Genomic DNA, 20659 nt, shown 5'->3' on the forward strand with positions numbered 1-20659 from the left:
GTTGCGAAAGCCACTTTCGCAACGTTGAAGGTTGCGAAAGTGGCTTTCGCAACGCCTCTTGCCGTCCGGTCGCCGGAGCGGTTGGCCGCCAGTGTCGCGAAAGCCACTTTCGGGACATCTAACGTCGCGAAAGTGGCTTTCGCGACACAGTCTTCGGGCTCCGGTACGCGAGTTTCCGCACCAGGATCTCCGCCGGTCCCCGATACGACCGCCGGTGCATCAGGTACGCGACGACGACCGTCAGCAGCCACACGCCGAGCCCGCACGCGGCCGCGACGAACGTGTCGCCGCTCAACCCCAGCATGAACGGCGGCGCCAGGATCAGCCACGCCACCGACTGGAACAGATACGCGCTCAGCGTGCGCTGGCCGAGCGCGGAGATCGCGGTGACCACGACACCGCGGCGCTTCTCGCCCACCGCCATGCCGATGAGACCGAACAGGCTGATGTAGCCGATCGCGCCGAACAGGCCGGCTCCTTCGTACATCAGCTTGGCGAGCCCGGCGGTTCCCTCGTCGAAGCCGACGTAGTCACCGGCGAAGAGCCCCATCGGCAGCGCGCCCGCGATCGCGACACCGAAGCCGCCGAACACGCCGAAGAGGAGCAGTTTCCGATTCGGCTCCTCCAGGACGCGCTTCTTCGCGGCCCAGGCGCCCACCCAGACGAAGAGGATCGACGACAGCAGGATCGCCGTACTCATCGGCCATTCGGTGAGCCGCTCGCGTACGGCGTCGCCGTACGTCGGCGCCAGTGACGACCTGTCCTCGACGGACGGGACCGGCGCGTTCCCGGACTTCCCGGTGAGCACCAGGTACATCAGCACGGCCAGATAGCAGACGCCGAACCCAAGGTACAGCACCGGAATCCGGTAGAAACCCTTGCCGCGCCGCAAAAGCAGCAGGGCGAACACCACGCCGAGCACGCCGTACGCGCCGAGCACGTCGCCGGAGAAGAACAGCACCCCGTCGACGGCGCCGAAGACCAGCAGCCAAGCGTGACGGCGGAGCAGGATGCCCCGCGTTTCCGGCCATGGCCGGCCCAGCCTCTCCTGCCGGTCGGCGAACTGCACCATCCCGTAGCCGAGCATCATGCCGAACAGCGGCAGCGCGCACGCGTGGACGAGCACGAACAGCACCACGAAGTACGGCCGCTCCAGGCCTTCCGGCGTCTGATCGACGCCAGGCGTGTTCCCCAGGAAGATGCTCGCGGTATGCGCCAGCGCGACCAGCAGGAGCGCGAAACCCCTCGCCAGATCCGGCGCGAGCACCCGCTCGCTCGTCGGTGTCGATGTCATGAAGCCCCCTTTAGTATCCAACGTACACTAATTAGTGTCCGACGGATACTAAAGGCGAAGGAGGGGTTTGTCAGCCCGCTTCGACGAGAGCGGCGATGCCGTCGAGAACGACGCCGAGACCGAAGTCGAAGTCGGAGTTCTGCCCGGAGTCACCGAGACCCGAGCTCAGGAAGCCCACGGCGTCGGGAAAACGTCCGGGATCGATCAGCTCGGCGAGGCCCTTGCCGTAGGCCTGCTCGGCCTGAGCCTGGCTCAGCCCGCTGCCCTTCCGGCCCTCGGCGAGCTGGATGGCCTGCGCGCACGCGAGGCGGACATAGCCACCGATCAGCACCAGGATCCCGCCCTTGGTCCCCCAGTCGAGACCGGTGTCGCGCAGCGTGCGCAGGAACGCGTCCATCCAGGCGACCGCGTGCGGACCCGCGGGCGGGCCGGAAAGCGGCAGCTCGACCAGCCACGGGTGCTTCATCAGGACATCGCGGTTGGCCTCGGCCAACGTGGTCAGCTCGGCCCGCCAAGCACCGGTCGGCTCCACCGGCGGTGGATCGCCGATGGCGAAATCGGCCATCAGCTCCAGCAGTTCCGCCTTCGAACCGATGTGGCGGTACAACGACATCTTCGTGACGCCCAGGTCCTTCGCCACGCTCGCCAGCGTCACGCTCGCGACGCCTTCGCGATCGGCGAGGTCCACCGCGGCCGCCACGACGCTGTCGATGTCGAGGACGGACGGCCTGCCGCGCGCCGGGCGCTCCGACCGGCGCCAGAGCCGCATCAGCGTCGCCGGTGCGCCACCCTCGTCGGTCATCCCGACAATTTAACCCGCGTTCGCGAGAGCGAGCCGTAGGTGGTTCCGAAAGCGCGGTTCTCCAGCGAGACGTCGACGGCGTCGAGGAACGCCTGCCGCAGCCCCGGCCGGGCGAGGTCCGCGGCGTCGATGCCGAGCCGCACGAGCCCGCCGCGGCGCGCGGCCCTGGCGGCGGCCAGCACCAGCGCGAAACACCGGACGGTCTCCGTACGGTGCGAGGGCCCGCCGAACTCCTGCACCCTGGCCCGCTGGACCTGGCCGGACACCAGATCCCGTACCGAGACCAGATCCGCGCACAACGTGAACCCGTGCTCGCGCAGGGCCTGCAGAGTGCCCTCCGAGGCGATCCAGCGCGGCGGCGCGAAGCCGTCGACGGCCATGCCGTTGGCGTCGAGCGCCGCCTTCGCCGCGATCAGCCGCAGCCGCGCCTCGTGCGCGGGAAGAGCGGCGAACTCGGCGCGTTTGCCCAGGTAGACGGCGCGATGGGTGGGCGGGACCTGGTGGTCGTAACCGTGCAGGAGGACGGAGTCGCCATGGGTGCGGCGCGTCCGGACCCACTCGGTCACGGGGCCCTCGCCGGTGCGAGCGGCGTAGAGCACCGACAACGGGACCCTGCGCCGGTCGAGTTCGGCCGCGAGATCGGCGCAGCGGTGCAACGTCCGGGTGGTCACGCCGGACAGGGAAACCAGCAAACGTGCATCCACCCCACCAGTGAGCCAGCCGCGGCTTGCGCCGGACTGACGACGGAGTGAACTCCGCAGGTCAGGCGGGCCAATCCTGCAACGACCGGCCGGTGATGCGTTCGTAGGACTCGATGTACCTCGCCCGCGTGGCGGCGACGATGTCCTCGGGCAGGGGTGGCGACTCCGGTCTGTCCCGGCGGTGCCAGCCGGACGCCGGGCTGGTGAGCCAATCCCGCAGCGGCTGCTTGTCGAACGACGGCTGCGGGCTGCCCGGCGCGTACCCACCGGCGGGCCAGTAGCGCGAGGAATCCGGGGTCAGGACCTCGTCGGCGAGCACGAGGTTCCCCGCGCGGTCGATGCCGAATTCGAGCTTCGTGTCCGCGAGCAGGATGCCGCGTTCGGCGGCGAACTCCGCGCCGCGGCGGTACACCGCCAGCGTCGCCTCGCGGACCTCCTCGGCGCGCTCGCGGCCGAGCTGCCCGACGACGTCGGCGAAGGCGATGTTCTCGTCGTGCGAGCCGCGGTCGGCCTTGGTCGCGGGGGTGAAAATCGGTTCAGGGAGCCGGGACGACTCGGTCAGTCCCGGCGGAAGTTCGACCCCGCAAACCGTGCCGCGCGCGCGATAATCGGCGAGACCGGTACCGGTGAGATATCCGCGGGCGACGGCTTCGAACGGCAGCATCGCCAGCCGCCGCACCAGCAGCGCGCGGCCGCGGACCTCGGCGGGGATGCGTTCGTCTTCGTAGGAGACCAGGTGGTTGGGGAGGACATCGGAGAGCAGGGAGAACCAGAACACGCTCATCGCGGTGAGCACCCGCCCCTTGTCCGGGATGGGCGTGTCGAAGACGACGTCGTAGGCGGAGATCCGATCCGAAGTGACGAGCAGCAGATGCTCGTCATCGACGGCGTAGAGCTCACGGACCTTGCCGGCGGCGATCTTCGGGTATTCGAGCGTCGTCACGGCTGCACCCTAGCGATCAAGGATGATGGCTGATCATGCCGATCCACTGCGTTTCGTTCACGACCGACTACGGGCTGAGAGACGGTTTCGTGGCCGCGTGCCACGGTGTGATCGCGCGGATCGCGCCGTCCGTACGGGTGATCGACGTGAGCCACGAGATCCCTCCGCAGCAGGTCAGGACCGGCGCCGAGGTACTCGCCCAGACCGTGCCGTATCTGCCGGAGTCGGTCCACCTCGCCGTCGTGGACCCCGGCGTCGGCACGGCGCGGCGCGGTGTCGTGGTGGTCACCGGACGCGGAATGCTCGTCGGCCCGGACAACGGACTTCTCATTCCCGCCGCCGAAACACTCAGCGGGGTGATAGCCGCGTACGAACTCGTGACTCCGGAGTACCGCCTTCCGGTGACTTCGCCGACGTTCCACGGACGCGACGTCTTCGCCCCCGCGGCGGCGCATCTCGCACTCGGCGTCGCCCCCGAGGAGTTCGGGCCGCGCGTCGACGACCTCATGCGCCTGCCGGACCCGTTCGTGGCGGTGTTCCCCGGCAAGCTGGTGGCCGAAGTGCTCACGGTCGACCACTTCGGCAACGTCCAGCTCGCCGCGAGCCCCGCCGACCTCGAACTGGCCGGGCTGTCCGGCACGGTCTCCGTCAGCAGCGAACACGTCCTGGTGAAAGCGCTGGTCGGCGACACCTTCGGCACGGTTCCGCCGGGCCGGAACGTGCTCTACACCGATTCCGCGGGACGGCTCGCGGTCGCCGTGAACGGCGGTTCGGCGTCGGAGGTGCTCCGGCTGGGGCCTGCCCAGGAGTGCACGATCACCTCGTCGCCGACGGACACCTGACCCGGACCGGTCACCGCCATCTTGATCCCGAACGAAACGCCGCCCTCGGGCTCGCGGCGGTAGTCGGCGAGTGAACGGATCGGCTCGGGGCCGGCCTTCTTGCCGGTCTCCTGATCGACCATCGGCACCGTACAGCGGACACAGACCTTCGCGTACCCCAGTTCGAGACCACCGGCGGTGAGCGAGCGGACGTCGTCCTCGCGATGTGGCTCCGGCCAACCCGAGACGACGATGTTGGGCCGGAAGCGATCCATCGGCACGGCCTCGGCACCGCGTGACGCGATGCGTTCGTTCAGACCGTCCAAAGAGGACTCTGAGGTCAGCAGGATCGCGTGCGCGTCGGCGAAGGCCGCGGTGCCCGGGATCTCGCCGTTGGTGACGCGTTCGTGCTCCGGCGCGAGCCCGACGAACACCGACGGGAGACCGAGGACGGCGGAAAACCATTCGGCGGCCTCGTCACCCTGGTGGACACCCTTGCCCTGCCAGGTGAACGTCGCGGCGGGGTGCCGCGGCCCGTCCGTGACCGTCTCGACCAGGAGATCCTCGACGCCGGGAGCGGCGAGCCGCAGGCGGGCGCCGTCGTCGGCCACTTCGGCCCGGATGGCGGCCATCACCGGATGCTTGCGCTGGCTGCGGAACTCGCCCTCCGGGGAGACGACCATCCAGGCACGGTCGAACCTGAGGCCGGCCGGGGTGACGTCGGCCGTTTCGACCGCCGTCCCCGCGCAGCCTTTGACCGGGTAATAGACCAGCTTCGCCACTCTCGCCATATCCGCAGGTTAGCGAGTCAGGCCTCGTGAGTGGTAAGGACGGTTCTAACCGTCCTTACCACTCACGAGACGCGCCCCACCACGCCACCGCAGCCCTGGCTCGCCGGTTCCCTACAACACTTGCGACAGGAACCGCTGAAGCCGCTCGCTCCGCGGAGCGTCGAAGATCGCTTCCGGAGCACCCTGTTCGACGATCTTCCCGGCGTCCATGAACGCCACCTCGTCGGCGACGCTGCGCGCGAAACCCATCTCATGGGTGACCACGAGCAGCGTCAGGCCACGCTCGGCCAGCCCCGCCATCAGCGTGAGGACACCCTTGACCAGCTCCGGGTCCAGCGCGCTGGTCGCCTCGTCGAACAGCATGACCTCGGGCTCCATGGCGAGCGCCCGCGCGATCGCGACCCGCTGCTGCTGCCCGCCCGAGAGCGCGCTCGGCCGGTACGGCGCCTTGTCGGCGAGGCCGACCTCGGCGAGGCGGGCGTGCGCGATCTCCGCCGCCTCGTCCTTGCCGAGTTTGCGGACGCTGCGCAGCGGCAGGGTGATGTTGTCCAGCACGCTGCGGTGCCCGAACAGGTTGAAATGCTGGAACACCATCCCGACCCGCTGGCGCAACGCGTCCGGGTCGGACGAGATGACGCTCTCGCCGCCCAGCAGCAGGTCGCCGGCGTCCGGCTCCTGGAGGCGGTTCACACAGCGCAGCAGCGTCGACTTGCCGGAGCCGGACGGGCCGATGATGCAGGTCGTGCGACCCTTCTCGACCTTGAGGTTCACGCCCTTCAGCACTTCGAGGGTGCCGAAGGAGACGTGGATGTCGCGGAGTTCGACGCTCGATGAACGTACGGCGGCGGTCATGGCATCGGCACCTTTCCGGTGTTCAGGAGTTCCGGCTCGCCGTCCTCGTCGTCGACCCGGATCTTCTTGCCGGTGCGCAGCCTCTTGTCGATGTAGTTGACCAGATGCGTCAGCGGCACGGTGATCACCAGGTACACCACACCCGCCGCGACCAGCGGCGACAGGTTCCCGGTGTTCGCCGCGAGGTCCTGCCCGATGCGGAACAGGTCGCGCTGTTCGGCGAGGAAGCCGAGGAAGTACACCAGGCTGGAGTCCTTGACCAGCGCGATGAACTGGTTCACCAGCGCGGGCAGCACGCGCCGCACCCCCTGCGGGATGACGACGAGTGCCATCGCCTTGGGGTAGCTCATGCCCAGCGCGCGGCTGGCCTCCATCTGTCCTTTTTCGACACTTTGGATACCGGCGCGGAAGATCTCGCCGATGTACGCGGCGGCGATCAGGCTCAGCGCGAGAATGCCCAGCGGGTACGGGTTCCGGGACAGCGACGGGATGAGGATTCCGCCGCCCTGCCCGATCACCAGGATGGTCAGGATCGCGGGCAGGCCACGGAAGATGTCGGTGTACACCCGTGCGGGCCAGCGCAGCCACGCCTTGCCGGACAGGCCCATCATGGCCAGCAGCATGCCGAGCACGGTGCCGATCAGCGCCGAGAACACCGACAGGATCAGCGTGTTCAGCAGGCCGGTCCCGAGGAGGTCGGGGAAGACCTCCCAGATGTACTCCCAGTTCAGGAAGGTGTTGAGGAAGTCGTCCACTTACTTCTGCCCGGCCTTGAACTCCGCGGGCACCGGCGCGTTCGGCTCGAAGCGCTGGTGCACCTTTTCCCAGGTGCCGTCGGCGATGACCGCCTTGAGTCCGGCGTTGATCTTGGCGGCCAGCTCGGTGTTGCCCTTCTTGACCGCGAAGCCGTGCGGAATGGTCGTGGTGATCGCCTTGACCACCTTGAGCTTCGCGTCCGGGTTCTTCGCCGCGTAGTCCTCGGCGGTCGCCTGGTCGAAGATCGCGCCGTCGATCGCGCCCGATTTCAGCGCGGCCAGCGCCGCGGCGTCCTGCGGGAACTTGACGGCCTGCGCGGTGGGCGCGTTGGCCGCCAGCCAGCTGTCCGACACCGTGCCCTGCACGACCCCGACCCGCTTGCCCGCCAAGGAGTTCTCGTCGGTGATGGCGACGCCCTCGCGGGTCTCGATGCCGAGTGACTGGTAGTTGTACGGCGCCGAGAAGTCCACGGTCTTGCGGCGTTCGTCGGTCTGCGAAATCCCCGAACTGCCGATGTCGAACTTGCCGTTGGCGACCTGGCTCAGCAGGGTCGAGAACTCCGTGGAGACGAATTCGAGTTTCAGGTTCTGGTGCGCGGCGATGGCCTTCAGCAGCTCGTTGTCGAACCCGGTGAACACGCCGTTTTCCTGATAGGCGTTCGGTTTCGAGTCGCTGAGCGTGCCGACGCGCAGCGTGTCGCCGCTCGCGCCATCCCCACCGCCGCACGCCGCCAGCACCGCCACGAGGACGGCACCGACAGCGGCGGCGAGTGACTTCTTCATCGTGATCCTCACGCCTTGAACTGGGCCGGGACCGGGGCCGTCGGCAGGAACTTCTCGTGCAGCTTGACCCAGGTGCCGTCGGCGATGACCTGCTTGAGACCCTCGTTGATCTTGGTGAGCAGCTCCGCGTTGCCCTTCTTCACCGCGAAGCCGTGGGGCACGTCGGTGGTGAAGGACTTGACGACCTTGAGCTTCGCGTCGGTGCTCTCCTTGACGTTCGTCTCGGCGATCGCCTGGTCGAGGATGTAGGCGTCGACGGCGCCGCTCTTGAGCGCGGCCAGCGCCGGGGCGTACCCCGGGAAGCGCACGGCCTGCGCGTCGGGCACCGTCGAGGTGAGCCACTTGTCGCCGACGGTCGCCTGGATGACCGCGACCCGCTTGCCGGACAGGCCCTTCTCCTCGGTGATCGGCGAGCCGTCCTTGGTCTGGATGCTCATGACCTCGAAGTTGTACGGGCTGGAGAATTCGACGTTCTTCTTGCGCTCGTCGGTCTGCGCGATGGCCGAACTGCCGATGTCGAACTGGTTGTTCGCGACCTGGCCCAGCAGCGAGGAGAAGTCGGTCGAGGCGAACTCGAGCTTCAGGTTCTGCTTGGCCGCGATGGCCTTCAGCAGCTCGTTGTCGAAGCCGGTGTAGTTGCCGTTCTCGACGTAGATGTTCGGCGGAGCGTCGCTCAAGGTCCCGACGCGCAGGGTCTTCTCGGTGGCGGATTCGCCACCACCGCAGGCGGCGAGCACGGCGACGAGGCCGGCGGCCAGCGTGACGAGGAAGGCTTTCTTCATGGTTTTCAGACCCCCGCGTTCCGCACGGGCAGGCCGGGGCCGCCCTGTTCGAGTTCCTTGGGCAGCGGCTCGGTCTTGAAGAACTGAGCGTGCAGGCGGGCGACGGTGCCGTCCGCCACGGCCTTCGCGAGGCCGTCGTTGAGCTTCTTCAGCAGTTCCTCGTTGTCCTTGCGGACGGCGAACGCGGACGGCGTGTCCTTGGTCTCGACGGTGTAGCCGAACTCCAGCGGCACGTCCGGGTTCTGGTCGATGTACTTCTGCCCGATGTCCTTCGGCACGACCCAGCCGTCGAGGCTGCCGCCCTTCAGCTGCGCGAAACCGGCGTTGTAGTCCGGGAAACGGACGACGTTGGCGCCGGGCACCTTGCCGGTCGCGAAGTCGTCCTGCACCGACGCCTGCACGACGCCGAGCCGCTTGCCGTTGAAGGCGCCGACGTCCTTGAGGGACGCGCCCTTCTTCGTGAGGATCGTGGTGAACCCGGTGCTGTAGCCGTTGCTGAACGCGACGGTCTTCTTGCGGGCCTCGGTGGTGGAGATCGTGGAGCTGCCGATGTCGAACTTGTTGGTGGCGACGGCGGCGAGCAGGCCGGCGAATTCGGTGCCGACGAACTCGACCTCGAAGCCCTCGCGCTTCGCGATGTCGCGCAGCAGTTCGTTGTCGTAACCGGTGAAGGTGCCGTTTTCCAGGTAGATGGACGGCGGCGCGTCGGTCAAGGTGCCGACCCGCAGCTTCTGGCCGGTCGTGCTCGCGTCACCGGAGCCGCAGGCGGCGAGGGCGAGGGTGGCCGCTCCGGCCGTGACGACGGCGACGAATTTCGACAGCGTGGATCTCATCGCTTCTTCCGTGGGTGTCGGCGCGCAAGGCGCGATACAAACACGCCAGGCCGCCTCATGGGCGGCCTGGCGCTCCGGGTTCAGCGATCGAGATTAGGCATTTCGCCCGATCGAGTAACTTCGTCTCACTCTGTGAACGCCCCGTGGTGGGGCTGCTCACAACGCGCGTGAAGGCCCCCTTCCCTCGGCTGAGCCGAGGGAAGGGGGCCTTCACGCGCGGTCAGAGAATGGGGGCCGGCGAGTAGTTCGCCGCCTCCGGGAAACGCTCCAGAATGGCCTCGACACGCGACGCGATCGCGGCCACCTGACGCGGCGCGACACCGGTGAACGAGATCCGGTCGGCGAGGAGTTTGTCCAGCTCACCGCGGTCGAGCGGGATGCGCTCGTCGGCGGCGAGCCGGTCGAGGAGGTCGTTCTCCGCCAGCCCCTGCTCCCGCATCGCGAGCGCGACACCGACGGCGTTCTCCTTGATCGCCTCGTGAGCGGTTTCACGCCCGACGCCCGCGCGGACCGACGCCATGAGCACCTTGGTGGTCGCGAGGAACGGCAGATAGCGATCGAGCTCACGTCCGATGACCGCCGGGAAGGCGCCGAACTCGGCCAGCACCGTGAGGAAGGTCTCCAGCAGGCCGTCGAGCGCGAAGAACGCGTCGGGCAGCGCGACCCGGCGGACGACGGAGTCGGACACGTCGCCTTCGTTCCACTGGTCGCCGGCGAGTTCGCCGATCATCGACAGGTAGCCGCGCAGGATCACGGCGAGCCCGTTGACGCGCTCGCACGAACGGGTGTTCATCTTGTGCGGCATGGCCGACGAGCCGACCTGCCCCGGCTTGAAGCCCTCGGTGACCAGCTCGTGGCCCGCCATCAGGCGGATCGTCTTCGCGAGGCTCGACGGGGCGGCCGCGAGCTGGACGACGGTGGACAGCACGTCGAAGTCGAGCGAGCGCGGGTACACCTGGCCGACGCTGGTGAACACGTTCTCGAAGCCGAGGTGGGCCGCGACCCGCGACTCCAGTTCGTCCAAAGTGGACTCGTCGCCGAGCAGGTCGAGCATGTCCTGCGCGGTGCCGACCGGGCCCTTGATCCCGCGCAGCGGGTAGCGGCCGATGAGGTTTTCGAGCCGGTCGAAGGCGACCAGCAGTTCGTCCGCGGCGGTGGCGAAGCGCTTGCCCAGCGTCGTCGCCTGCGCGGCGACGTTGTGCGAACGGCCTGCCATCACCGTGTCGGCGTGCTCGACCGCGATCGCGGCGAGCCTGCCCAGCACCGCGCCGACGCGGCCGCGCACCAGCTCCAGGGACCGCAGGACCTGCAACTGCTCGACGTTCTCGGTGAGGTCCCGCGACGTCATGCCCTTGTGGACGTGCTCGTGCCCGGCGAGCGCGTTGAACTCCTCGATGCGGGCCTTCACGTCGTGCCTGGTGACCCGCTCGCGCGCGGCGATCGAGTCGAGGTCGACCTGCTCCAGGACGCGTTCGTAGTCGGCGACGACCCCGTCCGGCACCTCGACGCCGAGGTCGGCCTGCGCGCGGAGCACGGCGAGCCAGAGCTCACGCTCCAGCACGACCTTGCGTTCCGGGGACCACAGTTCGACCAGCTCAGGCGAGGCGTAGCGGCCGGCGAGCACGTTGGGGATGCGGGGCTTGTCCGTCACGCCGCCAGACTAACCCGCCCCGCGTTTCGTCCTCTGAATGCGGTAGTTGGCGTCACGAACCACCGCATCCAGAGGACTAAATGCGGGGAGTCAGGCGAGGGCCGCCTGGAGCATCCGGGCGGCGGCGGCGCGGGGCTCAGGGTCGACCTCGATCAGCGCGTTGACGACGGCGCCGTCGACCAGGGCGACCAACCGCTCCAGTTCGGTGCCGTCCACAGGTGTGCCGGAGCGCGCGAGGATCTCGTGGAGCAGTTCGTACAGCTGTGCGGACAGCGTCCGCATCAGGGGACGAAGGTACGGACGACGGCCTGTCCCGACGAGGCGTTCGTAGCGCAGGAGGACCGCTTCGGCGTCTGCCTCGCGATCTGGGCGAAGCGGGCCGAGGAGCATGTCCAGCACCAGGTCGACGGTGGCCTCGACACCGCGGTTGCGGGTCGCCAGCTCGTCGAGGCGGCGCCGCCCGGTCTCCAACTCCACCTTCGCGTGATGCTCCACCGCGGCTGTGACCAGCTCTTCGAGCGAGTCGAAGTAGTACGTCGTCGACGCCAGCGGCAGCCCCGCGCGTTCGGCGACCGCACGATGCCGCACGGCGTCGAACCCGCCCTCGGCCAGCAGCGACGCGGCGGCCTCGATGAGCTCGGCACGGCGTCGCTCACCCTTCGGCGTGGTCGCTGCGGCGGTCATGGCGGGCTATTTTGCCAGCTCGGTCAGTAACGGGCGGCGAGGACGCCGGCCAGCCTGTCGACGTCGGCCTCGGGGAGGGCGGGCCTGCCCGAGCCATCGCCGAGGCTCACCACGGCCACCAGCGATCCCTTGGCGGTGGTCCGGCGCGCTTCGGCCGCCCCAGTGGGCACCGACGGGACGGCCGAACCGGCCGGGAAGACCGCGGCGGACACCGTGCCGCCCGGCACCTGGAACCCCGCGGACCTGGCTCCCGTCGTACAGAGGTCGCCGGGCGTCGCTTTGGCGACATCCACGGGGACCGGGAGCTCGCCAGCGAGGGCGGTGGCGAGCTCCCGGTCCACCTGGTCGCACCCGTAGGTGCCTTCGGCCGTCATCTGGCCGGTCCTCTCTGGCCCGTCGCCCCCCTGCTGAGGCGGCGGGTTCGAGAAGTTCGAGGGGTCCCCGCTGTCAAGAGGACGTGCGGACGCCGCGTCGGGTTGCCCGGCGGAGACCGCTTCGTTCTCGGATTTGGCCGCGCTCCCCATCTGGAGCTCGGTTCCGCCGAGCACGCCGAACATGCCCACTCCGGCCAAGACCAAAACCATCGCACTACAGGCCACCGCGATACCGTTTCGGCGTCGAGCGGTGGCGCGTTTGGAGGCGCGGACGACGTCGGCGGTGTCGAAGGTCGGCGACGGTGCGTCGCCGGGGGCGTCACGGAACAACGCCTTCAGGTCATTCTCGTCCATCCCGTGCCACCTCCTCCTTCTCCATGACCTGCCTGAGGTTCGCCAGCCCGCGCGCGGTCTGGCTCTTCACGTTCCCTTCGCTGCACCCGAGCGCTTTCGCCGCCGCACCGACGTCCAGCCCCTCGAAGAACCTGAGCACCAGCACGGCCCGCTGCTTCGGGGGCACTTCGCGTAACGCGGCCAGCAGGTCTTCCCTGGTGACGACCTGCTCGCCCAGGTCGAAGCCGTCCTGCGGCGGTTCGGGCAGCTCCTCGGTCTGCCACTCCCGCCGCCACGGCCGCCTCGACTCGTCGATGGCCGCCCTGACCAGCGTCTTCCGCACGTAGGCGTCGGTCGCCGCCCGTTCCCTGATCTTCTTCCACCTCCGGTGCAGCGCGACGAACGCCGTCTGCGCGAGGTCGTCCGCACGATGCCAGTCACCGCAAAGCATGTACGCGGTCCTGCGCACGGCGTCCCGCTTCGCGGCGAAGTACTCCGCGAACTCTTGTTCGTCGCGCTGGTTCACGCGGGTTTTGTCTCCGCTCTTGCCTCGTCGGTGGGTAGGACGGAACCGGGGGCGTCCACGGTTGCATGAGCGGGCGCGGCGGACCAGCCGGGGAGGAGATTCACCCCGGGCCCGTAGATGTGATGTGATCGTACCGTGACCTCGCGCTCTCTCCCGCAGATCGATTTCCGCTCCGACACCGTGACCCGGCCGGACGACGTCATGCGCCAGGCCATGGCGAAGGCCGAGGTCGGCGACAACGTCCTCGACGGCGATCCGACCGTCGCCGCGCTTGAAGAGCGCGCCGCGAAACTCCTCGGCATGCCCGCCGCGCTCTGGACGCCGACCGGGACCATGGCGAACCTGATCGCGCTGAGCATCCATCTCCAGCGCGGGGACCGGTTCCTCGCGCCGCGCGGCTCGCACGTGATCACCGACGAACTCGGGTCCGCCGCCTGGCTCGCGGGCGGCATGCCGGAGCCGCTGGAGCACGACGCCGGGCCAGGGCGGCCGACGCCGGAGACGCTTTCGGCCGCGATCGGCGTCCCGCGCGGGCCGTACTACGCGCTGCGCACCCCGCTGTTGTGCCTGGAGAACACGCACAACTCGGCCGGCGGCGCGGTCACCCCGCCCGACGAGCACGCCCAGCTGGTCGCGGTCGCGAAGGAGGCCGGGCTGACCGTGCACCTCGACGGCGCCCGTATCTGGCACGCGTCGGTCGCGCTGGGGATCCCGCCCGCGGCGCTCACGGTCGGCGTCGACACCGTTTCCGCCTGCTTCTCCAAGGGGCTCGGCGCGCCCGTCGGCTCGGTGGTGGCCGGCAGCGAGGAGTTCGTCGAAAAGGCACGGCGGATGCGCCAGATGCTCGGCGGCGGCATCCGGCAGGGCGGCGTGCTGGCCGCGGCCTGCATGGTCGCGCTGGACCGCGTCGGCGACCTCGCCGAGACGCACGAGAACGCGACACGGCTCGCGGCTGGGTTCGCCGAGCACGGCTGGGAGGTCAACGCTCCCGAAACCAACATCGTGCAGGTCACCGCCCCCGACCTCGAAGGACGGCTGGCGTGGCTGGCCGGGCTCGGGATCCTGACGCTGCCGAGCTCGGGCCGGATCCGGTTCGTGGCGCACCGGGACCTTTCGGCGGCGGACATCGAAGAAACCCTTCAACGCATCAAGACCGGGGGCTGAGCATGAACTGGATCGTCTTCGACTACGGCGACGTCATCAGCGAGCACACCGACGCGCTGCCGACCCTGGCCAAGGCCTTCGGGCTCGAAGTCGCCGACTTCGAGCCGCACTACTGGGCCGAGCGGATCCGGTACGACTCCGGCGGCACGGACCTCGAGTACTGGCAGAGCATCGGCCGCGCGCTGGACGTCCCGGTCGACAAGGCGTTCTCCGACGAACTGACCGCCATCGACGTCGCCGGCTGGACGCATGTCGAGCCCGACGTGCTCGAACTGCTGGAAGGGCTGCACGAAGCGGGCGCGGCGCTCGCACTGCTCTCGAACGCGTCGTCGACGTTCGGCCGCTGGGTGCGCGAGCAGGAATGGGCGAAGCTGTTCCGCGTGAAGCTCTTTTCCGGTGACCTCGGCTGCATGAAGCCCGACGCGAAGATCTACCGGATCCTGCTCGCCGAACTCGGCGCCGAACCGGCCGACTGCCTGTTCTTCGACGACCGTCAGTCCAATGTGGACGGTGCGAGGGCGGTCGGGATGCGGGCGGAACGCTGGGTCGGCGTGACCACGGCGAAATCCGGCTTCGGCTCTTCGGAGGAATAATTCACCCTCGTCGCTCATCCGCTTACGCGCGGTGAAGCGGATGACCTACGCTGAACTCGTCCAAACCGATTAACCCCCGGTAGGTGCCCATGTCCGCGGACCGACGCCCGTTCGTGCCCGTCGATTTCGACCGGCCGAGCATCGCGCGGGTCTTCGACGCGCTCATGGGCGGTCAGGACAACTACGAGGCCGACCGGGTGGCCTTGCGCCAGATCCTGGAGATCTCGCCGGACGCGCGGGCGATGGCCAAGGAGGTCCGGCACTGGCTGGTGCGGACCGTGCGTTACCTGACCGACCAGGAAGGCATCGACCAGTTCCTCGACCTCGGCTCCGGCTTCCCGAGCATGGACAACACGCATCAGGTCGCCCAGCGGTACAACCCCGAGGCGCAGGTCGTCTACGTCGACCGGGATCCGGTGGTGCAGGCGCACGGCCGCGCGCTGCTCGCGGCGAACGACTTCGCGCATATGGTGGCCGCCGACCTGACCGGACCGGCCGAGGTCGTCGAGGAACTCGCCCGCACCCACCGGCTGGAATTCGACCGGCCGGCCGGGCTGATCCTGTGTGCGATCGTCCACCACATCCAGGATCTCGACGAGGCACGGAAGATCGTCCGCGCCTACGTCGACGCGCTGGCGCCGGGCTCGTTCGTCGTGCTGCTGCACCAGCACAACCCCGCCGACGGCACCGAAGCGGCCGACGTCGCGACGGCACTCGAGAAGCGCTTCAACGGCACAGGGCTGGACACGCTGTACCGGACGCGCGAAGAGATCGAGTCCTTCTTCGAGGGACTCGATCTCATGGAGCCGGGCCTGACGTATCCGCACCTGTGGTGGCCGGACGGCCCGCGCTTCACCCCGCTTTCGCCCGTGAACTTCACGTCGCTCGGCGGGGTGGCGCGTAAGCCTTAGCGGCGGAGCTGCTTCGGGGTGCCCTTGCCCTTGATGGCACCGTACGCAGCCGTGCCGAGGAAGACCGCACCGCCGATGACGGCGATCCAAAAGACGGCCTTCACGAGAAAACCGAGCACGGATCCGAGCACCATGAAGGCCACCCAAGCCAGGATCAGCCCGCCGACGATCTTCCAGAACATGGCATCCTCCGATTGCCTCGCCGTGCCCATGCGGGCCCGGTGAGTCCAGGTTGTCAGGCGAAGCTCGCGAGCGCCTTCGTTCTGCCTAACGTTCAGGGTGAATTCCGGGTTCCCCCTGAGCACCGAGCCAGTCGCCGAGCCTGCGGACGCCCTCGTCGATGTCCTCGCGCGAGCCCGCGAAGGAGAACCGCACGAACCTTCCGCCGTCGACCGGATCGAAGTCGATCCCGGGAGCGATCGCGACACCGGTGTCGGCGAGGAGCCGCTGACACCAGCTGAGGCTGTCGTTCGTGTACGCGGAGACGTCCGCGTAGGCGTAGAAGGCGCCTTCGGCCGGCGCGAGCTTGTCGATGCCGATGCCCTTGAGGCCGGCGAAGAGTACGTCGCGGTTGGCCCGGTAGCGCTCGACGTGACCGTCGGCCTCCGCGTACGCCTCCGGGGTGAACGCGGCGACCGCGGCGTGCTGGGAGACCGCGGGCGGGCAGATGGTGAAGTTGCCGGTCAGGACGTCGATCGCACGATGCAGCCGCTGGGGCGCGAGCATCCAGCCGAGCCGCCAGCCGGTCATGGCGAAGTACTTGGAGAACGAGCCGAGGACGAGCGCCTCGTCGCCGTACTGCCAGGCGCAATCGAGCCCGGCGCCGTAGGAGATCCCGTGGTAGATCTCGTCACTGATCAGCTGCACGCCGTGTGACGCGCACCAGCCGCTGATCGCCGCCAGTTCACCCGGTGGCAGGACGGTGCCGGTGGGATTGCTCGGGCTGGCCACGATGAGTCCCTTGATCGGCCCCAGCTCGTCCAGCCGGGCGACGGTCGGCTGGAAGTTCGTCTCGGGTCCGGTGGCGAACTCGACGACCTCGCAACCGAGCACCTTCAGCAGGTTCCGGTAGGCCGGGTAGCCGGGACGCGCCATCGCGACGCGGTCGCCCGCCTCGAAGGCGCTGAGGAACGAGAGCAGGAAGCCGCCGGAGGAACCGGTCGTCATGATGACGTCCTGCGGGCTCACGTCGACCGGGTACGTGCGGTTGTAGTGCTCCGCGACGGCCTCGCGCAGTTCCGGGATGCCGAGTTGCTCGGTGTAGCCGAGGTTGTGATCCTTCAGCGCCCGCTGCGCCGCCTCGAGCACCGGTCGCGGCGCCGGCGCGGACGGCTGCCCCGCGAGCAGCGGGACCAGGTCCCCGTGACTGCGTTGCCGCGCTTGGGCGGCCGAAAGGACGTCCATGACGTGGAACGGCGGGACGGCGGAACGTGCGGCGGGGCCTGGGAAAGACATGCGGGTGAGGCTAGCTCGCCTTCGCCAGGAGAACCGCGTAGCCGTCGAGAAGTCGTTGGAGCCCGAACTCGAAGAGCGTGTCGAGGTCGTAGTCGAACGGGGCACGCGAGACGACACCGGCGAAGTTCGGGAAACGACCGCCGGAGACCAGGTCCCAGAGGATCGGCTCGTGCTCCGCCAGCCAGGCGTCGGCCGAGACCGCCGTCCCGGATTCGGTGTCGGCTTCGGCCTCGAAGCTGAGCGCGATTCCGCGTACGTGGTTGAAGATCGTGATGTGCGCGTACATGATCGTCGACGCGGGGAGACCGTGGCCGTCGAGCGCACGGGTCGCCCAGTCCGCGTGGGCCAGCAGGTTCGGCAGCGGCTGCGGGCGGGTGATCGAGAGCGCCTGTGCGAGCCAGGGATGCCGCCTGAACAGAGCCCATTGCGCCCTCGCCAGCAGCTCCAGCTGGGCCCGCCAGCCAGGCGGCGGCTCGGGCGGAAAGCGGATCTCGCCGAGCGCGAGGTCGGCCATCTCGAGGATCAGCTCCTCCTTCGCGGTGACATGGCGATAGAGCGCCATCGTCGCGACGCCGAGCCCGGAGGCGACGCGGCGCATCGAGAGCGCGCGGATGCCCTCGGCGTCGGCGATCCGGATCGCCGCCTTCACCACCCGCTCGCGTGACAGCTCCGCCTCGGTTCCCGGCGCGGGCTTCCGGGTGCGGCTCGCGACGACCGTGCCCGCGCCGGGTTTGGCGACGACCAGGCCGTCCCGTTTGAGCGTGGCGAGCACCTTCGTCGCGGTCGCCATCGCGACCCCCCACTCGGCGATGATCCGGCGCGTCGACGGGACCTTGTCGCCCTCGCGCAGCTCACCGGAGGTGATCCGGTGGCGGATCTCGGCGGCGATCCGGCGGTAGGGCGGATCGGTCATGGTCGACTCCTTGCCATAGTGCACCTTACCGCAGATTGTCGGGCGCACTAGCCGTAGCGCACTAGTGCAGCAGGGATTTTCTGCGGCTTTTCCTGGAGAATCGCCACTGGCTCCATACGTTGTACGCAGTGCTTCACGACACCGTACACAAGGAGCGGAAATGCGGAAGGTCCTGATTTCGGGGGCGGGAATCGCCGGTACGACGCTGGCGTACTGGCTGCGGCGGCACGGTTTCGCGCCGACGGTCGTCGAGCGGGCCCCCGCGCCCCGCGTCGGCGGGCACGCGGTCGACGTCCGGGGCACGGCGCTCGGCGTCGTCGACCGGATGGGGTGCTCGGGCGCCTCCGGGAACTGAGCACGGACATGCGCGGGATGTCGTTCGTGAACGGCGAGGGGAAGACCCTGGTGAAGGTCACCGACCACACGCTGACCGGCGGGCTCACCGACAGCGAGGACGTCGAGATCCTGCGAGGCGACCTCACCGACACGCTGGCCTCGGTTGCCCAGGAAGGCGTCGAGTATGTCTACGGGGACTGGATCACTGGGATCGCACAGGAGACCGACGGCGTCCGGGTCACGTTCGCTCGCGGTGAGGCGCGGGACTTCGATCTCGTCGTCGGCGCGGACGGCCAGCACTCGGCCGTGCGTTCGCTGGTTTTCGGTGCGGAGAAACAGTTTTCGCGCTACCTGGACACCTATCTCGCGGTGTTCAGCGTGCCGAATTTCCTCGATCTGGACCGCTGGCAGGTCTTTCACATGACCCCGGGGAAGCTGGCCGGGCTGTACAGCGCGCGAAAGAACACCGAGGCGCGGGCGATGCTCGGCTTCCAGTCGCCGGAACTCGACTTCGACCGCCATGACGTCGAGCAGCAACGGAAGCTGATCGCCGACCGATTCCGGGGCCAGGGCTGGGAAATCCCGCGATTGCTTCGGGAAATGGAGTCGAGCGAGCTGTACTTCGATTCCATGACCCAGATCCGGATGGACCGGTTCACCGACGGACGCGTCGCGCTGGTCGGCGATGCGGGCTACGGCCCATCGCCACTTTCGGGGCAGGGCACCAGTTTGGCGCTCGTCGGAGCCTATGTGCTCGCCGGTTCCCTGGCCGCTTCTCGTGACCACCGCACCGCTTTCGCTTCGTACGAAAGGGAAATGCGGCCGTTCGTGCTCCGGAATCAGGCGCTGGCTTCGCTGAACCAGAAGAAGCAGACGCGGTTCCGGCAGTGGAAGCAGATCCAGTCGATGCGGCTGCTGCCTTACCTGCCGTTCCGCGACCGGGTGATGAAGGCGGCCATGCGGCCGCTGACGGAGGCGGCAAACGCCTTCGTGCTCAAGGATTACTGACCGCTCGGGAGTGTCGGGTGCGCCAAGGCCTGTCGCGAAAGCCACTTTCGCGACACGACGACGGGGGCTCGCGGGACGGAATGGCCGACACGCGTGACTGGACGGACGACACGCGTGATTAGACGGACGACACGCGACGCAGTACGGCCGCGCGCGTGGCGGCCGGGGCCGGACCTGGGCTCGTGAGTGGTAAGGACGGTTCTAACCGTCCTTACCACTCACGAGGCCGCTAGTAGCCCTGGTAACCGCCGCCGCCGGCCATGGACTTCAGTCCCGGGTGGCCTTCGAAGCCGCCGTACCGCGAGAACGTGTACCGGACGCCCGCGATGATGTTGTCCACCGGGTTGTAGATGTCGTCGTGCCCGGGAAGCTTGTGCGCGTTGAAGGTCGGGTCGATGCACTGCATCAGCCCCTTGGACGGCGTGCCCTTCGCCGCGTTGGAGTCCCAGTTGTTGATGGCGTTGGGGTTGCCGCCGGACTCCTTCTCGATGATCGTCCAGATCTTCTGGATATCCGCCTCGGTCACCGGGATCCCGTTGGCCTGAAGGATCTTGATGGCCTCTTGGATCCACTGCTGGACGTTGCCCGGCGGGGTCGTCGACGGCGGGCCGCCGCTCGGGCCGAGGCCGCCGCCCCCACCACCGCCACCGCCGCCTCCACCGCCACCACCACCGGCGTGGAGACCGCCGGTGCGCTTCGGGACGGAGCCGTCCTTGCCGGGCATCGGGACGGTGGAGTAACCGCCCTGGATGTCCTTCTTCATCAGTTCTTGGGACTTCTGGATCATCTGGTTGGCCTGGTCGAGCAGACCCTTTACCCGGCCGTCGGCGTCCTTGGCGATACCGTTGATGTCGGTCTTGGCCTTTTGGATGATCTCGTCGGCGGAAGGACTCGGCGCCGGCTTGTGATCCTTCTCGGCCTGCGCGGCGGCCGTGATCGCCGCGTTCTTGTCCGCCTCCGCCTGGGTGTTCCTTTTGTTGACCGCGGCTTCGGCGTCTTCGTAGACGCCCTTCACCTGCATCTTGATGTTGCCGAGATCGGTGTGGACGCGATCGAGGTCGTCGACGACCTTGCCGAGCTGCTCTTCGACGTTCTTTCCGGCCTTGGTGATCGACTTGACGTACTCGAAGAAGGCCTCCGCGGCGGGCCCGGCCCAGACGCCGCCGTTCAACGCCTCGGTGGACGTGGACAGCGCCGCGCTGTGGTCGCCCGCGTTGTCGGCCGCCGTCTTGAACTGCCTCGACGCGTTCTGAATGGCGGCGAGGTTGACCTTGCTGATCTGCTCGGCCTTCTGGGTCAGTCCGTCCCAGCCGTCCGGCGTGCCGGCGCCGACACCGTTCAAAGCCACTGCTCA

At 68.6% G+C, this 20659-nt stretch carries 24 protein-coding genes; 6 read left to right on the forward strand and 18 right to left on the reverse strand.

All coding sequences use genetic code 11. The features are described 5' to 3' along the window. Positions 1 to 118: 118 nt before the first annotated feature. The 4 genes from ACZ3HL_RS13880 to ACZ3HL_RS13895 form a co-directional block, all read right to left on the reverse strand. Positions 119 to 1294: a DUF418 domain-containing protein gene (locus ACZ3HL_RS13880; RefSeq protein ID WP_465531169.1), complete on the reverse strand. Its 1176-nt coding sequence runs from the start codon at positions 1292 to 1294 to the stop codon at positions 119 to 121. A gap of 70 nt (positions 1295 to 1364) precedes the next feature. Then, on the reverse strand, positions 1365 to 2096 hold the full coding sequence (locus ACZ3HL_RS13885) for a TetR/AcrR family transcriptional regulator (RefSeq protein ID WP_465531171.1): 732 nt from the start codon (positions 2094 to 2096) through the stop codon (positions 1365 to 1367). Beyond that, complete coding sequence (locus ACZ3HL_RS13890) at positions 2093 to 2800, reverse strand: DUF2334 domain-containing protein (RefSeq protein WP_465531173.1); 708 nt, start codon at positions 2798 to 2800, stop codon at positions 2093 to 2095. The genes ACZ3HL_RS13885 and ACZ3HL_RS13890 overlap by 4 nt, the downstream gene beginning before the upstream one ends. 58 nt (positions 2801 to 2858) lie before the next feature. Further along, complete coding sequence (locus tag ACZ3HL_RS13895) at positions 2859 to 3740, reverse strand: phosphoribosylaminoimidazolesuccinocarboxamide synthase (protein ID WP_465410284.1); 882 nt, start codon at positions 3738 to 3740, stop codon at positions 2859 to 2861. A gap of 35 nt (positions 3741 to 3775) precedes the next feature. Here ACZ3HL_RS13895 and ACZ3HL_RS13900 point away from each other — a divergent pair, with 35 nt between their 5' ends. Then, positions 3776 to 4582: an SAM hydrolase/SAM-dependent halogenase family protein gene (locus ACZ3HL_RS13900; protein WP_465531175.1), complete on the forward strand. Its 807-nt coding sequence runs from the start codon at positions 3776 to 3778 to the stop codon at positions 4580 to 4582. Here ACZ3HL_RS13900 and ACZ3HL_RS13905 read toward each other — a convergent pair. The 10 genes from ACZ3HL_RS13905 to ACZ3HL_RS13950 form a co-directional block, all read right to left on the reverse strand. Continuing rightward, positions 4465 to 5352, reverse strand: coding sequence for an MOSC domain-containing protein (locus ACZ3HL_RS13905; protein ID WP_465531177.1), 888 nt, complete (start codon positions 5350 to 5352; stop codon positions 4465 to 4467). The two genes, ACZ3HL_RS13900 and ACZ3HL_RS13905, sit on opposite strands and share 118 nt — an antisense overlap. 111 nt (positions 5353 to 5463) lie before the next feature. Beyond that, the gene (locus ACZ3HL_RS13910; RefSeq protein WP_465531178.1) at positions 5464 to 6204 is read right to left on the reverse strand and encodes an amino acid ABC transporter ATP-binding protein; all 741 of its coding nucleotides are present in this window, start codon (positions 6202 to 6204) and stop codon (positions 5464 to 5466) included. After that, entirely contained in the window at positions 6201 to 6959 is a 759-nt protein-coding gene (locus tag ACZ3HL_RS13915) for an amino acid ABC transporter permease (RefSeq protein ID WP_465531180.1), read from the reverse strand. The genes ACZ3HL_RS13910 and ACZ3HL_RS13915 overlap by 4 nt, the downstream gene beginning before the upstream one ends. Beyond that, the gene (locus tag ACZ3HL_RS13920) at positions 6960 to 7742 is read right to left on the reverse strand and encodes an ABC transporter substrate-binding protein (RefSeq protein WP_465531182.1); all 783 of its coding nucleotides are present in this window, start codon (positions 7740 to 7742) and stop codon (positions 6960 to 6962) included. 8 nt (positions 7743 to 7750) lie between these two features. Continuing rightward, positions 7751 to 8524, reverse strand: a complete 774-nt coding sequence (locus ACZ3HL_RS13925; protein ID WP_465531184.1) for an ABC transporter substrate-binding protein — start codon at positions 8522 to 8524, stop codon at positions 7751 to 7753. 5 nt (positions 8525 to 8529) lie between these two features. Continuing rightward, positions 8530 to 9357 (reverse strand): substrate-binding periplasmic protein, encoded by an 828-nt coding sequence (locus ACZ3HL_RS13930; RefSeq protein WP_465410275.1) that lies wholly within the window; start codon positions 9355 to 9357, stop codon positions 8530 to 8532. A 220-nt stretch (positions 9358 to 9577) separates the two neighbouring features. Then, positions 9578 to 11008: an adenylosuccinate lyase gene (gene purB / locus ACZ3HL_RS13935; protein ID WP_465410274.1), complete on the reverse strand. Its 1431-nt coding sequence runs from the start codon at positions 11006 to 11008 to the stop codon at positions 9578 to 9580. 90 nt (positions 11009 to 11098) lie between these two features. After that, positions 11099 to 11692: a TetR/AcrR family transcriptional regulator gene (locus ACZ3HL_RS13940; RefSeq protein WP_465410273.1), complete on the reverse strand. Its 594-nt coding sequence runs from the start codon at positions 11690 to 11692 to the stop codon at positions 11099 to 11101. Between the two features lie 23 nt (positions 11693 to 11715). Beyond that, a complete protein-coding gene (locus ACZ3HL_RS13945) occupies positions 11716 to 12420 on the reverse strand; it encodes a hypothetical protein (protein WP_465531186.1) in 705 nt (234 codons plus the stop codon). Beyond that, positions 12407 to 12925: a SigE family RNA polymerase sigma factor gene (locus ACZ3HL_RS13950; RefSeq protein ID WP_257483359.1), complete on the reverse strand. Its 519-nt coding sequence runs from the start codon at positions 12923 to 12925 to the stop codon at positions 12407 to 12409. The genes ACZ3HL_RS13945 and ACZ3HL_RS13950 overlap by 14 nt, the downstream gene beginning before the upstream one ends. A gap of 135 nt (positions 12926 to 13060) precedes the next feature. On the opposite strand from ACZ3HL_RS13950, the gene ACZ3HL_RS13955 reads away from it, so the two are divergent. From ACZ3HL_RS13955 to ACZ3HL_RS13965, 3 genes are all read left to right on the forward strand, one after another. Then, the gene (locus ACZ3HL_RS13955; RefSeq protein ID WP_465531187.1) at positions 13061 to 14089 is read left to right on the forward strand and encodes a threonine aldolase family protein; all 1029 of its coding nucleotides are present in this window, start codon (positions 13061 to 13063) and stop codon (positions 14087 to 14089) included. Between the two features lie 2 nt (positions 14090 to 14091). Beyond that, complete coding sequence (locus ACZ3HL_RS13960) at positions 14092 to 14682, forward strand: HAD family hydrolase (RefSeq protein WP_465531189.1); 591 nt, start codon at positions 14092 to 14094, stop codon at positions 14680 to 14682. Positions 14683 to 14771: 89 nt separating this feature from the next. Next, positions 14772 to 15593, forward strand: a complete 822-nt coding sequence (locus ACZ3HL_RS13965) for an SAM-dependent methyltransferase (protein ID WP_465531191.1) — start codon at positions 14772 to 14774, stop codon at positions 15591 to 15593. Here the strand turns inward: ACZ3HL_RS13965 and ACZ3HL_RS13970 are convergent. The 3 genes from ACZ3HL_RS13970 to ACZ3HL_RS13980 all read right to left on the reverse strand — a co-directional run bounded on the left by ACZ3HL_RS13970 (position 15590) and on the right by ACZ3HL_RS13980 (position 17961). Further along, positions 15590 to 15775, reverse strand: coding sequence for a hypothetical protein (locus ACZ3HL_RS13970; RefSeq protein WP_007032516.1), 186 nt, complete (start codon positions 15773 to 15775; stop codon positions 15590 to 15592). The genes ACZ3HL_RS13965 and ACZ3HL_RS13970 overlap by 4 nt on opposite strands. 85 nt (positions 15776 to 15860) lie before the next feature. Beyond that, positions 15861 to 17048 carry a pyridoxal phosphate-dependent aminotransferase gene (locus ACZ3HL_RS13975; protein ID WP_465531193.1) on the reverse strand — a complete coding sequence of 396 codons (1188 nt, stop codon included), beginning with the start codon at positions 17046 to 17048 and terminating at the stop codon, positions 15861 to 15863. Between the two features lie 10 nt (positions 17049 to 17058). Further along, complete coding sequence (locus ACZ3HL_RS13980) at positions 17059 to 17961, reverse strand: TetR/AcrR family transcriptional regulator C-terminal domain-containing protein (protein ID WP_465410267.1); 903 nt, start codon at positions 17959 to 17961, stop codon at positions 17059 to 17061. Between the two features lie 160 nt (positions 17962 to 18121). On the opposite strand from ACZ3HL_RS13980, the gene ACZ3HL_RS13985 reads away from it, so the two are divergent. Together ACZ3HL_RS13985 and ACZ3HL_RS13990 are read left to right on the forward strand one after the other, a co-directional pair. Further along, positions 18122 to 18316, forward strand: a complete 195-nt coding sequence (locus ACZ3HL_RS13985; RefSeq protein WP_465531195.1) for an NAD(P)-binding protein — start codon at positions 18122 to 18124, stop codon at positions 18314 to 18316. Between the two features lie 26 nt (positions 18317 to 18342). After that, positions 18343 to 19305 carry an FAD-dependent monooxygenase gene (locus ACZ3HL_RS13990; protein ID WP_465531197.1) on the forward strand — a complete coding sequence of 321 codons (963 nt, stop codon included), beginning with the start codon at positions 18343 to 18345 and terminating at the stop codon, positions 19303 to 19305. Between the two features lie 229 nt (positions 19306 to 19534). Here ACZ3HL_RS13990 and ACZ3HL_RS13995 read toward each other — a convergent pair whose 3' ends face one another. Continuing rightward, entirely contained in the window at positions 19535 to 20653 is a 1119-nt protein-coding gene (locus ACZ3HL_RS13995) for a transglycosylase SLT domain-containing protein (protein WP_465531199.1), read from the reverse strand. Between the last annotated feature and the right edge of the window lie 6 nt (positions 20654 to 20659).

The organism is Amycolatopsis sp. NPDC000009 (assembly GCF_055563465.1).